Source organism: Paracoccus sp. SCN 68-21 (assembly GCF_001724535.1).
Taxonomy (GTDB): domain Bacteria; phylum Pseudomonadota; class Alphaproteobacteria; order Rhodobacterales; family Rhodobacteraceae; genus Paracoccus; species Paracoccus hibiscisoli.
This window is the reverse complement of record NZ_MEES01000010.1, coordinates 32,779-46,395: the sequence shown is the minus strand read 5'-3', so window position 1 is coordinate 46,395 and position 13,617 is coordinate 32,779. Positions and strand designations below refer to the sequence as shown.

At 68.6% G+C, this 13,617-nt stretch carries 15 protein-coding genes; 5 read left to right on the top strand and 10 right to left on the bottom strand.

Annotated elements, in window-relative coordinates; genetic code table 11:
* Positions 1–27: 27 nt before the first annotated feature.
* Together ABS73_RS05360 and ABS73_RS05355 are read left to right on the top strand one after the other, a co-directional pair.
* Positions 28–600: a nitroreductase family protein gene (locus tag ABS73_RS05360; RefSeq protein WP_277020797.1), complete on the top strand. Its 573-nt coding sequence runs from the start codon at positions 28–30 to the stop codon at positions 598–600.
* Complete coding sequence (locus ABS73_RS05355; protein WP_277020799.1) at positions 597–1,313, top strand: EI24 domain-containing protein; 717 nt, start codon at positions 597–599, stop codon at positions 1,311–1,313. Before ABS73_RS05360 ends, ABS73_RS05355 begins: the two co-directional genes overlap by 4 nt.
* On the opposite strand, the gene ABS73_RS05350 is transcribed toward ABS73_RS05355, so the two are convergent.
* A complete protein-coding gene (locus ABS73_RS05350) occupies positions 1,270–1,539 on the bottom strand; it encodes a DUF1467 family protein (RefSeq protein WP_277020801.1) in 270 nt (89 codons plus the stop codon). The genes ABS73_RS05355 and ABS73_RS05350 overlap by 44 nt on opposite strands.
* The gene (mce, locus tag ABS73_RS05345) at positions 1,539–1,943 is read right to left on the bottom strand and encodes a methylmalonyl-CoA epimerase (RefSeq protein ID WP_277020803.1); all 405 of its coding nucleotides are present in this window, start codon (positions 1,941–1,943) and stop codon (positions 1,539–1,541) included. Before mce ends, ABS73_RS05350 begins: the two co-directional genes overlap by 1 nt.
* Before the next feature lie 126 nt (positions 1,944–2,069).
* Here mce and ABS73_RS05340 point away from each other — a divergent pair, with 126 nt between their 5' ends.
* Positions 2,070–2,804, top strand: coding sequence for a response regulator (locus ABS73_RS05340; RefSeq protein WP_423805172.1), 735 nt, complete (start codon positions 2,070–2,072; stop codon positions 2,802–2,804).
* 1 nt (position 2,805) lies between these two features.
* On the opposite strand, the gene ABS73_RS05335 is transcribed toward ABS73_RS05340, so the two are convergent.
* The 8 genes from ABS73_RS05335 to cobS all read right to left on the bottom strand — a co-directional run bounded on the left by ABS73_RS05335 (position 2,806) and on the right by cobS (position 12,140).
* A complete protein-coding gene (locus ABS73_RS05335; RefSeq protein WP_277020806.1) occupies positions 2,806–3,981 on the bottom strand; it encodes a DUF1501 domain-containing protein in 1,176 nt (391 codons plus the stop codon).
* Between the two features lie 4 nt (positions 3,982–3,985).
* On the bottom strand, positions 3,986–5,356 hold the full coding sequence (locus ABS73_RS05330; protein ID WP_277020808.1) for a DUF1800 domain-containing protein: 1,371 nt from the start codon (positions 5,354–5,356) through the stop codon (positions 3,986–3,988).
* A gap of 66 nt (positions 5,357–5,422) precedes the next feature.
* Positions 5,423–7,198, bottom strand: coding sequence for an aspartate--tRNA ligase (gene aspS / locus ABS73_RS05325; protein ID WP_277020810.1), 1,776 nt, complete (start codon positions 7,196–7,198; stop codon positions 5,423–5,425).
* A 61-nt stretch (positions 7,199–7,259) separates the two neighbouring features.
* Positions 7,260–7,922 carry a CPBP family glutamic-type intramembrane protease gene (locus tag ABS73_RS05320; RefSeq protein ID WP_277020812.1) on the bottom strand — a complete coding sequence of 221 codons (663 nt, stop codon included), beginning with the start codon at positions 7,920–7,922 and terminating at the stop codon, positions 7,260–7,262.
* Entirely contained in the window at positions 7,895–8,698 is an 804-nt protein-coding gene (locus ABS73_RS05315; protein ID WP_246053582.1) for a glycoside hydrolase family 25 protein, read from the bottom strand. Before ABS73_RS05315 ends, ABS73_RS05320 begins: the two co-directional genes overlap by 28 nt.
* 175 nt (positions 8,699–8,873) lie before the next feature.
* Positions 8,874–9,179, bottom strand: coding sequence for a hypothetical protein (locus ABS73_RS05310; protein WP_277020814.1), 306 nt, complete (start codon positions 9,177–9,179; stop codon positions 8,874–8,876).
* Between the two features lie 68 nt (positions 9,180–9,247).
* The gene (gene cobT / locus ABS73_RS05305) at positions 9,248–11,116 is read right to left on the bottom strand and encodes a cobaltochelatase subunit CobT (RefSeq protein ID WP_277020815.1); all 1,869 of its coding nucleotides are present in this window, start codon (positions 11,114–11,116) and stop codon (positions 9,248–9,250) included.
* 52 nt (positions 11,117–11,168) lie between these two features.
* Complete coding sequence (cobS, locus tag ABS73_RS05300) at positions 11,169–12,140, bottom strand: cobaltochelatase subunit CobS (RefSeq protein WP_136856718.1); 972 nt, start codon at positions 12,138–12,140, stop codon at positions 11,169–11,171.
* A 163-nt stretch (positions 12,141–12,303) separates the two neighbouring features.
* On the opposite strand from cobS, the gene ABS73_RS05295 reads away from it, so the two are divergent.
* Positions 12,304–12,858 (top strand): sigma-70 family RNA polymerase sigma factor, encoded by a 555-nt coding sequence (locus ABS73_RS05295; RefSeq protein WP_277020818.1) that lies wholly within the window; start codon positions 12,304–12,306, stop codon positions 12,856–12,858.
* Complete coding sequence (locus ABS73_RS05290) at positions 12,855–13,562, top strand: anti-sigma factor (protein ID WP_277020821.1); 708 nt, start codon at positions 12,855–12,857, stop codon at positions 13,560–13,562. Before ABS73_RS05295 ends, ABS73_RS05290 begins: the two co-directional genes overlap by 4 nt.
* Positions 13,563–13,617: the final 55 nt, after the last annotated feature.

Sequence of the window (13,617 nt, the reverse complement as noted above, 5' to 3'; positions counted from 1 at the left end):
GGACCCCGGACCGCAAAGGAGTGCCGCATGGACCATCGCAACGACGCAGCGCTGGAGTTTCTGGCCACGCGCCGCTCGCATCCGCCCAAGATGATGACCGGCCCCGGCCCCGACCGCGACCAGCTGACGCAGCTGCTGACGCTGGCCGCCCGCGTCCCCGATCATGGCAAGCTGGAGCCGTGGCGCTTTGTCGTGCTGGGCCGCCAGACGCTGGACGCGCTGGCCGGGCCGCTGCAGGCGCTGGTGCTGGCATCGGGGCAGGACAGGGCGGCGGCGGACAAGTCCGCCCAGGCGATGGCATCGCCGGTGATCGTGGCGGTGGTGTTCTCTCCGGTGGACAGCCCCAAGGTCCCGGAATGGGAACAGATGCTGTCGGCGGGCGCGCTGTGCCTGGGGCTGGTGAACGCGGCCCTGGCCTCGGGCTGGGGGGCGGCCTGGCTGACGGGCTTTGCCGCGCTGAACCAGGATTTCGCCGAAACCCATCTGGGTATCACGCCGCGCGAACGCATCGCGGGGCTGATCCATATCGGCACGCGCGGTGCCACGCCGCCCGAACGCCCCAGGCCCGACATCGGGGCCAAGACCACGTGGCGGCCATGACGCCGCTGCGCGCGCTGGCGCGGGGCTGGGCGGACCTGATGCGCCCCTCGGTGCTGCGGCTGGCGGTGTTGGGCATCGCGCTGACCATCGGGCTGTTCGTGGCGCTGCAGGCGGCGATTTTCTGGGTGATCCGGCTGTGGCTGCCGGGGGGCGTCACCCTGCCCTGGCTGGGCACGGTCGAGTTCGGGCAGGTGCTGTCCTGGGGTTCCCTGGCGCTGTTTCCGGTGCTCAGCATCTTTCTGATGGCCCCCGTCGCGGCGGGTTTCGCGGGGCTTTTCGCCGAGGCCGTCGCCGACAAGGTCGAGACGATCCACTATCCCCACCGGCGCGGCGTGTCCGTCGATTTCCTGGACGGGCTGCTGGAATCGGCGGCGCTGGTTCTGGCAATGCTGGGCGTGGCGGTGGTCAGCCTGATCCTGACGCCCTTTCTGGGGCCGCTGGCGCCGGTGCTGTTTCTAAGCGCGAATGGCTGGCTGCTGGGGCGCGAGTTCTTTCAGATGGCCGCGCGCCGTCACCTGTCGGAGGTCGCGGCCCATGATCTGCGCCGCGCCCATTCGGGCCGGGTGACCGCGACCGGCGTGCTGGTCGCGATCGGGCTGGTCATTCCGGTGGTCAACATCACCGTGCCGCTGCTGGCGGCGGCGGCCTTCACCCACCTGTTCCAGATGCTCAGCGGACCAGCTGGTCCAGATTCGCGATATCGGCGCGGGTGATCACGCCGCCCAGGATCAGCCAGGCGATCACGGCCCACATGGCCGCGGTGATCCCCGTGGTCCACAGCAGCTTGCGCCGCCAGTTCACGCCCGCAGGCGCCCCGGCATGGGTGCCGCGGATCACGTCGCCGGCATCGGCCTGGCTGCGCTGGCCAATCGGCATGACGCAGAACAGGGTCAGAAACCACAGGGACGCGAACAGAACGATGCCGCCGGTCAGGTTCATCAGACTTGCTCCAGTTCGATCAGGCAGCCGTTGAAATCCTTGGGGTGCAGGAACAGCACCGGCTTGCCATGGGCGCCGATCTTTGGTTCGCCCGTGCCCAGCACGCGCGCGCCATCGGCCTTCAGAGTGTCGCGGGCGGCGATGATGTCGTCGACCTCAAAGCACATGTGATGGATGCCGCCCGAGGGGTTCTTGTCCAGGAACGCCCGGATCGGACTGTCATCGCCCAGGGGGTGCAACAGTTCGATCTTGGTGTTGGGCAGCTGGATGAAGATGACCGTGACGCCGTGATCGGGCTCATCCTGGGGCGGTCCGACCTCGGCGCCCAGGGTGGTGCGATACTGAGCGGCGGCGGCCCCCAGATCGGGGACGGCTATGGCGACATGGTTCAGACGACCGATCATCTCATCCTCCGTTTTCCGGGGTTCTATGCCTTTCGGGCGGTGCGGGAAAGGAAAAGCATCTCCGTTAACGCCATGTTAGCGAATCGAGGCTTTACTGTCCGTGAAGACATGGATGGGGATCAAGACATGTTGACCGATTACGGGACTGACCAGTCCAAGGCCTTGCCACAATGGCGTTTGTCGTTGCCAAGGCGGCCCCTGACCGGGCTGACGGTGCTGGTGATCGAGGATTCGCGCTTTGCCAGCGAGGCCGTGCGCCTGCTGTGCCTCAAGTCGGGTGCGCGGATTCGCCGCGCGGATTGCCTGCGCTCGGCGGCGCGTCATCTGCGCAGCTATCGCCCGGCGGTGGTGGTGATCGACCTGGGCCTGCCCGATGGCGACGGGGTGGCGCTGATCGCCGAACTGAACGCGACCGAGCCGCGGGTGCCGGTGATCCTGGCGATGTCGGGCGACACGGACCGGGCGGGCCAGGCGCTGGCCGCAGGGGCCGACGGCTTTCTGCCCAAACCGGTCGAGAGCCTGGCGGTGTTCCAGCAGACCATCCTGCAGGCGATGCCCCCCGAGGCCGGAGGCATGACCCTGCGCGCCCTGCCGGACGAGGTGATCCAGCCCGACCCCTCGGGTCTGCGCGACGATCTGGCCCATGTGGCCGAGGTGCTGTCCAGCGCCCAGGACACGACCGAGATCGACTATATCGCCCGCTTTCTGGCCGGTGTCGCGCGATCCGCCCATGATCCCGCGCTGGAGGCCGCGGCCACGGCGCTGGCGCGCGACCACACGGCCGGACACGCGCTGGCGACCGATCTGGCGCGCATCAGCGGCATGGTCCAGGACCGCCTGTCCCGCGTGGCCGAGATGTAGGTCACGCCGTCATCCGCGGATCGGACCCCATGTCCAGCCCCGGAAAGACGGCCCCCTCCAGTGTGGCGCGGTCGATGCCGAACTTGGCATGCAGCGCCCAGGCGGCATAGGCGCGGATGTCGCGCAGCGGCATCAGATCGCGCCCGTCATACAGATCGCCCTCGGCCAGGCCCGGCCACTCGCCCAAGGCGCGCCCGCCCCGAACCGCGCCCCCGGTCACCAGCATCGCGCCCCCGGTGCCATGATCGGTCCCGCCCGAGCCATTCTCCTGCGCGGTGCGGCCGAATTCGGTCATGGCCATCACCGTGGTGCGGTCCCACAGATCGCCCAGGCCCGCCTGCAGGGTCAGGATCGTGTCCGCCAGCCGCGACAGCGCGCGCGGCATTGTCCCCGCCTGCCCCGCATGGGTGTCCCACCCGGCCACCGAAAAGGACGCGATCCGGGTGGGTCCGGTCAGCCGGTCCGCGGCAAAACGGGCCATCTCAAGGTGGTCCTCTCCGGGTTTGCCCGAGGCGATATCGGCGGGCAGCCCCGCGACGATCTCCATCGCCTGCGCGGTGGCATCGCGAAACAGCGGGTCGTCGTGATAGATCCGCTCCAACAGCAGCTGCGCCTGCGGGCTGAGCTGCATCGTGGCCTTGGGCGTCCAGCTGCGCGAAGGGGCGGGCCCCTGCAGGATGCGCATCTGCGACACGCCCACGGAATAGGCGGTCTCGGAGGCCTGCCCCGGCATCGCCTGCAGCAGCCGGTTCAGCCAGCCGTCCTGTTGGGCGTCCAGATCCAGGTCGGTGCCCGTCCCGGCCTCCAGCATGGTCTGGCCGTCGAAATGGCTGCGCTTGTCCCGATAGGGGGTAGAGACTGCGGGCGCAAAGGCCAGTTGCCCCGCCTGCCACAGCGGCAGCAGCCCCGACAGGCCCGGATGCAGCGCGAAGTAGCCGTCCAGATCGGTCGCCCCATGATCGGGGCCCAGCGACAGCGTCTGCCGCAGCCCGGCCAGATTGCGGTCGCCATAGGGCTGGAAGGCGTCGATGCCGTCCATGCCGCCGCGCAGGATGATCACCACCAGGCGATTCTCTCCGGGCGCGGCCGCGAAGGTGGCCGAGGAAAGCAGCGGATGGGCCGCCGCCGAACAGCCGATCAGGGCCGCGGATTTCAGGAACAGGCGCCGGGACAGCATCGCATCACCTCCGGTTGAAATCGGACGAGGCCAGCACCAGCGCGACCCCCTCGGCTTGGCTTTCGGCGCGCGGCACGGCCCAGGCCAGCGCCTCGGATGCGGTGTCGCCCAGGGTCGTGCGCAGAAAGGCCCGCGCATCGGGCAGCGGCCGGGACAGCGTGGCGGGATGGGTCATCGCCCAGGTGATCCGCATTGCCAGGCCCTGCGGACTGGCCCAGGCGGCGGCGGGTTCGGGCCAGCCGTCGGGGCCGGGCGGGGCGGCCCAAGGCTGTCCCATCACCGCCAACGGCTGCATCAGCAGGGCCTGACGGTCGCGCCCGGACAGGGCCCGCACGCCCGCGCCGTCCAGCCCCAGGGCGCGCAGGCTGGCCACCAGGAATTCAAAGGGCTGGCGCATCTTGGTGCGAAAGCTGTCGCGAAGCTCCGGCGCCTTGGCTAGGGCCAGGTTCATCGCGCCCAGATCGCCGCCAGTGTCGCGGTACACCCCCGAAAGACGCTCGATCAGGGCGGGGGGCGGATCGTCGGCCACGAAATGCACGGCCAGCTTGCGCGCCAGATGGCGGGCCGTGTCGGGATGGGTCGCCAGCGCCTCGATCACCGCGCGGATGTCATCGATGCTGGCCTTGCCGCCGCCATAGCTGTCGCCCAGCACGGTCTCGGCGCCCGGCTCGGCGCGGGCGGGGCGAAAGACGCCGGGCTGGCGCGGGTTGTAGGTCAGGCCGGTCAGCAGCAGGGCCAGCTGCTCGACGTCGCCCTGTTCATAGGCGCCGCCAACGCCCAGGCTGTGCAGCTCGATCATCTCGCGCGCCATGTTCTCATTGGCGCCCGCGGGCTTGTCGGGGTTCTTGCGGGCCTCAATGGAATTGGGGCCCAGCGACCGGGCCTGATCCAGATAGCGCAGCATGGCGGGATGAGTTTCGGCGGCGACCATCATGTCGGCAAAGCGCCCGGCCAGATGCGGGCGGATCGCCTCCTGCACCAGCGAGGCGGCCAGCAGGTCCAGATAGATCGTCCCGCCCGTCACCGTGAAATGGTCGGCCCAGAACCAGGTCAGACGCTCTCCGAAGCCGGAAGGATCGTCCACGGCGCGGGCAAAGCGCGTCACCACGGCCTCGGCATAGACGGCGCGCAGGGTCTGGCGGTGATCGCGCAGCGCCTGGCGGGCCTCGTCGCCGCCGCCCTGCTTTTCCTCGGCGCCTAGCACCTGGCCCTGCTGCTGCCAGTCGCGCACCTGGTCCAGGGTCACGGGCTGCGGATCGGGCTGGGTGGCGCCGATCACCGAGGCCGCGACGCCGGACGGATCGGCGGGCGGCGTCAGGCGCGGAGACAGGCCATAGCCCAGGCGGATCGCGGCAAGCTGGTCATAGGGGATCATGGTGCGGCGGGCCTTGGCGGTTGCTGCTGTGCAGCATCATGCCATGCCCCCCGCCCCGATGTCAGGTCACTCTTTCGGCAACGTCCGCAGGCGCAGGTCGCGCATCTGTTCGTTGGTGGGCTCGGAGGGCGCGCCCATCATCAGATCCTCCGCGCGCTGGTTCATCGGGAACATGATGACCTCGCGGATGTTCTGCTCATCCGCCAGCAGCATGACGATGCGGTCGATGCCCGCAGCACAGCCCCCGTGCGGCGGCGCGCCATAGCGGAACGCCTTGACCATGCCGCCGAACCGCTTTTCGACCTCGGAGGCGGGATAGCCGGCCAGCTCGAAGGCCTTGAACATGATCTCGGGCTTGTGGTTGCGGATCGCGCCGCTGATCAGCTCATAGCCGTTGCAGGCCAGGTCATACTGGTATCCCAGAACCTCCAGCGGATCGCCATTCAGCGCCTCCATCCCGCCCTGCGGCATGGAGAAGGGGTTGTGGCTGAAGTCGATCTTGCCCTCGGCGGTCTTCTCGTACATCGGGAAATCGACGATCCAGGCGAACTTGAACTGGTTTTCGTCGATCAGGCCCAGCTCTCGGCCGATCTCGGTGCGGGCGCGGCCCGCGACGGCCTCGAACTGGTCGGGACGGCCGCCCAGGAAGAAGGCCGCATCGCCCTCGGCCAAGCCCAGCTGCGTGCGGATCGCCTCGGTCTTCTCGACGCCAAGCGCCTTGGCGATGGGACCGGCGGCCTCGGTCGACCCGTCCTCGGCCTTGCGCCAGATGATATAGCCCATGCCGGGCAGGCCCTGCTGTTGGGCAAAGGCGTTCATGCGGTCGGCGAACTTGCGGCTGCCACCGGTGGGCGCGGGAATGGCACGGACCTGCGTCCCTTCCTGCTCCAGCAGCTTGGCAAAGATGCCAAAGCCCGAGCCACGGAAATGCTCGCTGACGATCTGCATCTCGATGGGGTTGCGCAGGTCGGGCTTGTCGGTGCCGTATTTCAGCAGGCTGTCGGCATAGGGGATGCGCGGCCAGTCGGTATCGACCGGGCGACCGCCGCCGAACTCCTCGAACAGGCCCTGGATGACGGGCTGGATCGTGGCGAACACGTCCTCCTGCTCGACGAACGACATCTCCAGGTCCAGCTGGTAGAAATCGGTGGGCGAGCGGTCGGCGCGCGGGTCCTCGTCGCGGAAGCAGGGCGCGATCTGGAAATACTTGTCGAAGCCCGCGACCATGATCAGCTGCTTGAACTGCTGGGGGGCCTGCGGCAGGGCATAGAACTTGCCCGGATGCAGACGCGACGGCACCAGAAAGTCGCGCGCGCCCTCGGGGCTGCTGGCCGTGATGATCGGGGTCTGGAATTCGGTGAAGTTCTGGTCCCACATGCGGTTGCGGATCGACCGCACGACCTTGGACCGCAGCATGATATTGTTGTGCAGGCTGTCCCGGCGCAGGTCCAGAAAGCGATAGGCCAGGCGCGTTTCCTCGGGGTAGTCCTGATCGCCGAAGACCGGCAGCGGCAGCTCGTCCGCGGGGCCCAGCACCTCGACCTCGGTCGCATAGACCTCGATCTCGCCGGTGGGCAGCTTGGGGTTGACCAGCGATGCGTCGCGCAGCTTGACGCGGCCGTCGATGCGGATGACGGTCTCGGCGCGCAGACGCTCCATCGCGGCAAAGGCGGGGCTGTCGCTGTCGGCCAGCACCTGCGTCATGCCGTAATGGTCGCGCAGGTCGACGAACAGCACGCCCCCGTGGTCGCGGACCCGGTGGACCCAGCCCGACAGGCGGACGGTGGTCCCGGCATCGGCGGCCTTCAGGTCGCCGCAGGTATGGCTGCGATAGGCGTGCATGTGCGTTTTCCCCAAGTTTTCAGCCCCCGCACAAAGCGCGGGACGGCGGGGAAGTCAACCGCTAGAACGGCCGGACCACGTTGCCGGTATAGAAGTAGAGGCCCATCCCCATCGCGAACAGGATGTTGCCCGCCACCGCATGCAGCACGAAGGCCGCCGGAAAGCCGTGGCGCAGATAGGCGCGGGCAAAAATCCAGCCGCCGATGAACGTCATGATCGCCACAATCCATGACCAGAACATCAGGTGCGCAAAGGAAAAGATCGCCGCGTTCAGCGCAATGGCCGCGCGCCCCTGCGGCAGGATCGCGCCATAGCGGTGAAAGAACAGCGGGCGAAAGATCAGCTCTTGCGGCAGGGCCGACAGGATCGGGTAGAAGGTCCAGATGACCAGCAGGAATTCCGGGCGGTTGCGGATGATCCCGAACAGCGCCTCGGGGCGGGTCAGGGTCAGGATGACCCAGCTGGCCAGCGCGGTGGCCAGCGCGATGCCCGCCACCTCGCGCCAAGGCATCCGCCGCCAGCCGCGCACAAGCACGCGCCAGCAGAACCCGCCGGTCAGCCACAGCAGTGCCATGCCCGCCAGGCTGAACACCGCCAGCGCCGTGAACAGCGCGTCCCCCGGCAGGAACAGCGCAATGGCCAGCGGCGCCCCGATATAGAGCGCCGCGAACTCGACCTTCAGCCAGCGATGCGGGGCTACCGCACCAGTCGTCGTTGCAACCATCGTCCCCAATCCGCCGCAGAGCCTGCAAAGGCGTTGATGTCGGTATCGCCCTGGATGCCCGGAACGATGCCCGTGCCGGTATATTGCCAGAAGGTCCAGCGCTGCCCCGGATAGGTCACACTGGGATGATCCGCGACCGAACGCAGCCAGAATTCGGCATTCATGCGGCCCATCTGGTTCTCACGGTAGAAATCGACCGTGGTATAGATGATCGGGCGCTGGCCGTAGTGGCGACCGACGATCTGCATGAAGACCTCGGCCTCGCGCAGGACCTCGGCGGCCGGGGGGCGGCGGGGGCAGTTGCGCGAATTGGTCCATTCCATGTCCAGGACCGGCGGCAGAGACCCCGCCTCGCGCGGGACGTTCTGGATGAACCAATAGGCCTGCTCGGCCCCGGTGCGGCAGAAGTAATAGAAATGATAGGCCCCGCGCGGAATGCGCGCCTGCGCGGCCTGCGCCCAATAGCGGCGGAAGTTGGGGTCCGAATGGTCGCCCCCCTCGGTCGCCTTGATGAAGGCAAAGCTGATGCCCGCCCCCCGGACGCGGTTCCAGTCGATATCCCCCTGCCAGCGCGAAATATCGATGCCATGCACCGCATGCCCATAGGGCGCGCCGTTGCGCCACGCATGCGGGGCCCGATCGCCCAGCTGCGGATTGGCCCCCGGCCCCGGCGCCACCTGATAACCGTAACCCGAAGGCCCCTGGCCGCGTGGCGGGGTCCGCCCGCAGGAGACCGCGATGGTCACCACCGCCAGCCCCAAGACCAGCTTTGTCAGAAATCCCATACCTGCCCCGTCCTTCTGTCAGAAGATACCGCCCGCGACGCTTGTTGCGCCATTCTGGGGCGGTTATCTCAAAACCGTGAGGCAATGTCATGAGGTCAGGGCGGTCACGGTTGCGTCAGATGGACGATGCCGGCCCCGATGGTGTCGGGACCGGCGGGGGTCAGCGTCAGTTCGCGGGTGCGGTCTCTGCGCCGGCGGGCTGATCGGCGGTGCCGACCGGGCCGGTCGCGGCATCGGCGGGCGTGTCGGCGCCGGGCGCCACAGGATCGGCCGCGCCGCCCAGGCCCTCGGCATCCGACATCGGCGTGCCTGTGGGCGGGGGCGTGGTGGCGATGCCGTCATTCTGCTCATCCGCGCCGGGGGCAAAGACCAGGAACGCCAGAACCGCCACGGCCAGCGCCACGATGATCGCGATGATGGCCGGTTTATGCTTTCTGGCGGCTTTTTCCGGGTCGTTGTGGTTGTAGGACATGGGATCACCTTGCTGTTGGATTCCCATGCCAACGTCAGTGGCGCGCGGCAGTTCCCCGCAGGCGGGGCTCAACCGCGACGGATCGCGGCCATGCCCAGCACGCGCGCCCGCTTGCGCGGATCGCTGTCGAACAGCGCGGCCAGCTGTTCGGTGATGGCGCCTGCCAGCTGTTCGGCGTCCGTGATCGTAACGGCCCGCTGATAATAGCGGGTCACGTCATGGCCGATGCCGATGGCCAGCAGCTCGATCGCGCGGCGTTTCTCGACCATGGCGATCACGTCGCGCAGGTGGCGTTCCAGGAAATTCGCGGGGTTCACCGACAGCGTGCTGTCATCGACCGGGGCGCCGTCGGAAATCACCATCAGGATCTTGCGCGCCTCGGCCCGCTTGACCAGACGCCTGTGCGCCCATTCCAGCGCCTCGCCGTCGATGTTCTCCTTCAGCAGGCCCTCCTTCATCATCAGGCCCAGATTCGGGCGCACGCGACGCCAAGGCGCGTCGGCCGATTTGTAGATGATGTGGCGCAGGTCGTTCAGGCGGCCGGGCTGCGCGGGACGGCCCGCGGCCAGCCAGGCCTCGCGCGCCTGCCCGCCCTTCCAGGCGCGGGTGGTGAAGCCCAGGATCTCGACCTTGACGTTGCAGCGTTCCAGCGTGCGCGCCAGCACGTCGGCGCAGATGGCCGCGATGCTGATCGGACGGCCCCGCATCGACCCCGAATTGTCGATCAACAGCGTGACGACCGTGTCGCGGAACTCGGTATCCTTCTCGATCTTGAAGGACAGCGGCATGGTCGGGTTCGCCACCACGCGCGCCAAGCGGCCTGCGTCCAGAACGCCCTCCTCCTTGTCGAACTCCCAGCTGCGGTTCTGCTGGGCCTGCAGGCGGCGCTGCAGCTTGTTGGCCAGGCGGCTGACCGCGCCGCGCAGGGGGTCCAGCTGCTTGTCCAGATAGGCGCGCAGACGCTCCAGCTCGGCGGGGTCGGCCAGCTCCTCGGCGCGGATCTCCTCGTCCCAGGTCTGGGCAAAGACGCGGTAATCGGCACTGGCATCGCTGACCGGGGGCGGCATGTCGGGCGGGCTGTCCTGATCGGGCATGTCCGCCTCATCGGCCATCTCCTCGTCCGAGCTGTCGTCCATGCTGACCTGGGCCTGACGCTCGTCCTGGGTCTGCTCCTGGCTGCGTTCGGCGCTGGCGTCGCTGTCCTCGCTGTCATCCTCGTCCTGGGACTGGCTGTCGCCCGATTCCTCGTCCTGCTCGGCATCGTCCTCGGCGTCGTCATCCTCGGGCTGGTCGGGGTCCTCGCCCAGCTGGTCGCCATAGCCCAGATCGGTGATGATCCGCCGCGACAGGCGCGAAAACGCCGCCTGATCGGCCAGCGCGTCATTCACATCGGCCAGCGAACCCGCCGCCTGGCTTTCGACGAAAGGCCGCCACAGATCGGCCACGTGCTGCGCCCCGGCGGGCAGCGCGCGCCCTGTGGCGGCCTGGCGCAGGATGTACCCGGCCGCGACCGACAAGGGCGCATCCGCAGGCGCCTTGATCTGGGCATAGCCCTTTTTCTCGGCCTCCGCGCCGATCTTGGCGTCGATGTTGGACAGCGCGCCCGGCATGTCGCGCGCGCCCAGCGCCTCGCAGCGGGCGGTCTCCATCGCCTCGTACAGCTCGCGGGCCATCGGGCCCGCCGGGGCATAGCGCGCATGCAGGCCCGCATCGTGGTGCCGCAGGCGCATCGCCAGCGCATCTGCCGTGCCCCGCGCCAGCAGAACCTCGTCGCGGCCCATGCGGCGGCTGACCTGCGGCAGGCGCATCGTGTCGCCCGCCACCCCGGCCGGGTCGGCGCTGTAGGTCACGTTCAGCTCGCGGTCGCCCGCCAGGGCCCGCGTCGCCTCGGACAGGGCCTTCTTGAACGGATCGGCGGGGTTGTCGGTCTTTTTCATCGGCGGATGGTCCCCATGGGCAGGATGCGGCGGCGCGCAGGCCGCCGCGCGCTCAGCCCGCCTTGGCGGCTGCGCTTTCGGGCAGTTCCTCGTCGAACAGGCGCTGATAGAACTCGGCCACGGTCTGGCGCTCCAGCTCGTCGCACTTGTTCAGGAAGGTCAGGCGGAACGCATAGCCCACATTGTCAAAGATGCGCGCGTTCTGCGCCCACGAGATCACCGTGCGCGGCGACATCACCGTGGACAGGTCGCCCTGCATGAAGGCGGTGCGCGTCAGATCGGCCAGCGTCACCATCTGGCCGATGGTCTTGCGGCCCTTCTCGGTGTTGAACTGCGGCACCTTGGCCAGCACGATCGCGGCCTCGGCATCGTGGCGCAGATAGTTCAGCGTGGCGACCAGCGACCAGCGGTCCATCTGGCCCTGGTTGATCTGCTGGGTGCCGTGATAAAGGCCCGTCGTGTCGCCCAGACCCACCGTGTTGGCGGTGGCGAACAGGCGGAAATAGGGGTTCGGCGTGATGACCTCGTTCTGGTCCAGCAGCGTCAGCTTGCCGTCGGCCTCCAGCACGCGCTGAATCACGAACATCACGTCGGCGCGGCCCGCATCGTATTCGTCGAACACGATCGCGGTCGGGTTGCGCAACGCCCAGGGCAGGATGCCCTCGTGGAACACGGTGACCTGCTTGCCATCGACCAGCTTGATCGCGTCCTTGCCGATCAGGTCGATCCGGCTGACATGGCTGTCCAGGTTCACCCGCACGCAGGGCCAGTTCAGGCGCGCCGCGATCTGTTCGATATGCGTGGACTTGCCCGTGCCGTGATAGCCCTGGACCATCACGCGCCGGTTATAGGCAAAGCCCGCCAGGATCGCCATCGTGGTGTCGGGGTCAAACTTGTAGGTGCTGTCGATCTCGGGGACGCGCTCGGTCCGCTCGGCGAACCCCTTGACCTTCATGTCGCTGTCCAGACCGAACACCTCGCGCAGGTCGATCTCTTCGGTGGGTTTCGCGTTCATGTCCAGCATCGGCCCTAGCCCTTTCCATCACATCGGCGCATTGATCGCGCATTCGCGCCACGGGTGCAAGGCGCGCCGCGTGGCGGGTCCTTGCCTGCCGCGCCGGGGGGCGCGTTGACGCGCCGGGGTGCGCTTCATAAGGTGGCGCGACCTTTGGAAGGATATCCCGGTTTTGTCAGACGCACGCCGATCCGAACTGGAAACGCTGATCTCTCGCACGGCCCTGGGCGACCGGGACGCGTTCGAGGCCCTCTATGAAGCCACCTCGGCAAAGCTGCACGCGGTCTGCCTTTCCGTCCTGCGCGACCGCCCCGAGGCCGAGGAAACCCTGCAGGAGGTGTATATCCGCGTGTGGCAAAGCGCCGCGCGCTATGCCTCGAACGGGCTGTCGCCGATGACCTGGCTGATCACCATCGCGCGCAACCGCTCCATCGACAAACTGCGCGCCCGCGGGTCGCGCCCCGTCACCGCCCCCGAGGATGCCGCCGCCATGGTCGCCTGCACCGCGCCCAGCCCGGAATCGGCCACCATCATGGCCCAGGAACGCCGGATGCTGGACGAATGCCTGTCGCGGCTGGCCGAGGCCCAGGCCGGGGCCGTGCGCGCCGTCTATCTGGAGGGCGTGACCTATGCCGACCTGGCCGCCCGCGAGGGGCTGCCCATCAACACGGTGCGCAGCTGGCTGCGCCGCAGCCTGCTGCGCCTGAAGGATTGCGTGAGCCAATGACCGACGACGCCCCGCTGACCCCGCCGCAGGAAGATCAGGCGCTGGCGGCCGAAATGGCGCTTGGCCTGCTGGAGGGTGCCGAATTGCAGGCGGCCCAGGCCCGCATGGCCTCGGACGACGCCTTCGCCTGCGCGGTCCGCGACTGGCAGGAACGCCTGGCCGGCATGGCCGAGGGGCTGACCCCGGTCATGGCCCCCGCCCGCGCCCGCAACGCCATCCGCGAAAGGCTGGGCCATGCCAGCGCGCCTCTGGCCAACGACCCCAATGCCCGCCGGGCCTGGTGGCGCGGCCCGATGGGGGCGTTGGCCGGCCTGATCGCGGTGGGCGCGATGGTCGCCGTCCTGTGGCTGCCCGGACAGCAGACCGCCCCCGCTCAGCCCGGCTTCCAGGCCCAGCTGACCGCCCAGGACCAGGCCCTGCGCGTGGCCGCCCGCGTCGATGGCCGCCAGATGATCTTTGCCATGGAAAGCGGCCCCGCCCCCGAAGGCCGCGATTGGGAGATCTGGTGGGTCGAACCCGACGGGTCGGCGCCGGTGTCCCTGGGCGTGCTGCCGCGGTCGGGCGACATGCGCATGACCCTGCCCGAGGGGATGGAACCCTCGCCCCAGATCCAGATCGCCCTGTCGGACGAGCCGCAGGGCGGGTCGCCCACGGGTCAGGCGACCGGGCCGGTGGTGGCCATCGCGCCCCTCACGTCGTTGTGATCGCGGATTGACCGGGCCGGGGCGCAACTAACCCGGCCCCCTTTCGTGTTTGGAA

Bases quoted from the DNA above. Each gene is read 5' to 3' on its own strand.
- cobT (WP_277020815.1), bottom strand. From the start codon at position 11,116: ATGAAAAAGACCGACAACCCCGCCGATCCGTTCAAGAAGGCCCTGTCC.
- ABS73_RS05335 (WP_277020806.1), bottom strand. From the start codon at position 3,981: ATGCTGTCCCGGCGCCTGTTCCTGAAATCCGCGGCCCTGATCGGCTGT.
- cobS (WP_136856718.1), bottom strand. From the start codon at position 12,140: ATGCTGGACATGAACGCGAAACCCACCGAAGAGATCGACCTGCGCGAG.
- ABS73_RS05320 (WP_277020812.1), bottom strand. From the start codon at position 7,922: ATGGTTGCAACGACGACTGGTGCGGTAGCCCCGCATCGCTGGCTGAAG.
- ABS73_RS05340 (WP_423805172.1), top strand. From the start codon at position 2,070: ATGTTGACCGATTACGGGACTGACCAGTCCAAGGCCTTGCCACAATGG.
- ABS73_RS05355 (WP_277020799.1), top strand. From the start codon at position 597: ATGACGCCGCTGCGCGCGCTGGCGCGGGGCTGGGCGGACCTGATGCGC.
- mce (WP_277020803.1), bottom strand. From the start codon at position 1,943: ATGATCGGTCGTCTGAACCATGTCGCCATAGCCGTCCCCGATCTGGGG.
- ABS73_RS05310 (WP_277020814.1), bottom strand. From the start codon at position 9,179: ATGTCCTACAACCACAACGACCCGGAAAAAGCCGCCAGAAAGCATAAA.
- ABS73_RS05360 (WP_277020797.1), top strand. From the start codon at position 28: ATGGACCATCGCAACGACGCAGCGCTGGAGTTTCTGGCCACGCGCCGC.
- ABS73_RS05330 (WP_277020808.1), bottom strand. From the start codon at position 5,356: ATGATCCCCTATGACCAGCTTGCCGCGATCCGCCTGGGCTATGGCCTG.
- ABS73_RS05350 (WP_277020801.1), bottom strand. From the start codon at position 1,539: ATGAACCTGACCGGCGGCATCGTTCTGTTCGCGTCCCTGTGGTTTCTG.
- aspS (WP_277020810.1), bottom strand. From the start codon at position 7,198: ATGCACGCCTATCGCAGCCATACCTGCGGCGACCTGAAGGCCGCCGAT.
- ABS73_RS05290 (WP_277020821.1), top strand. From the start codon at position 12,855: ATGACCGACGACGCCCCGCTGACCCCGCCGCAGGAAGATCAGGCGCTG.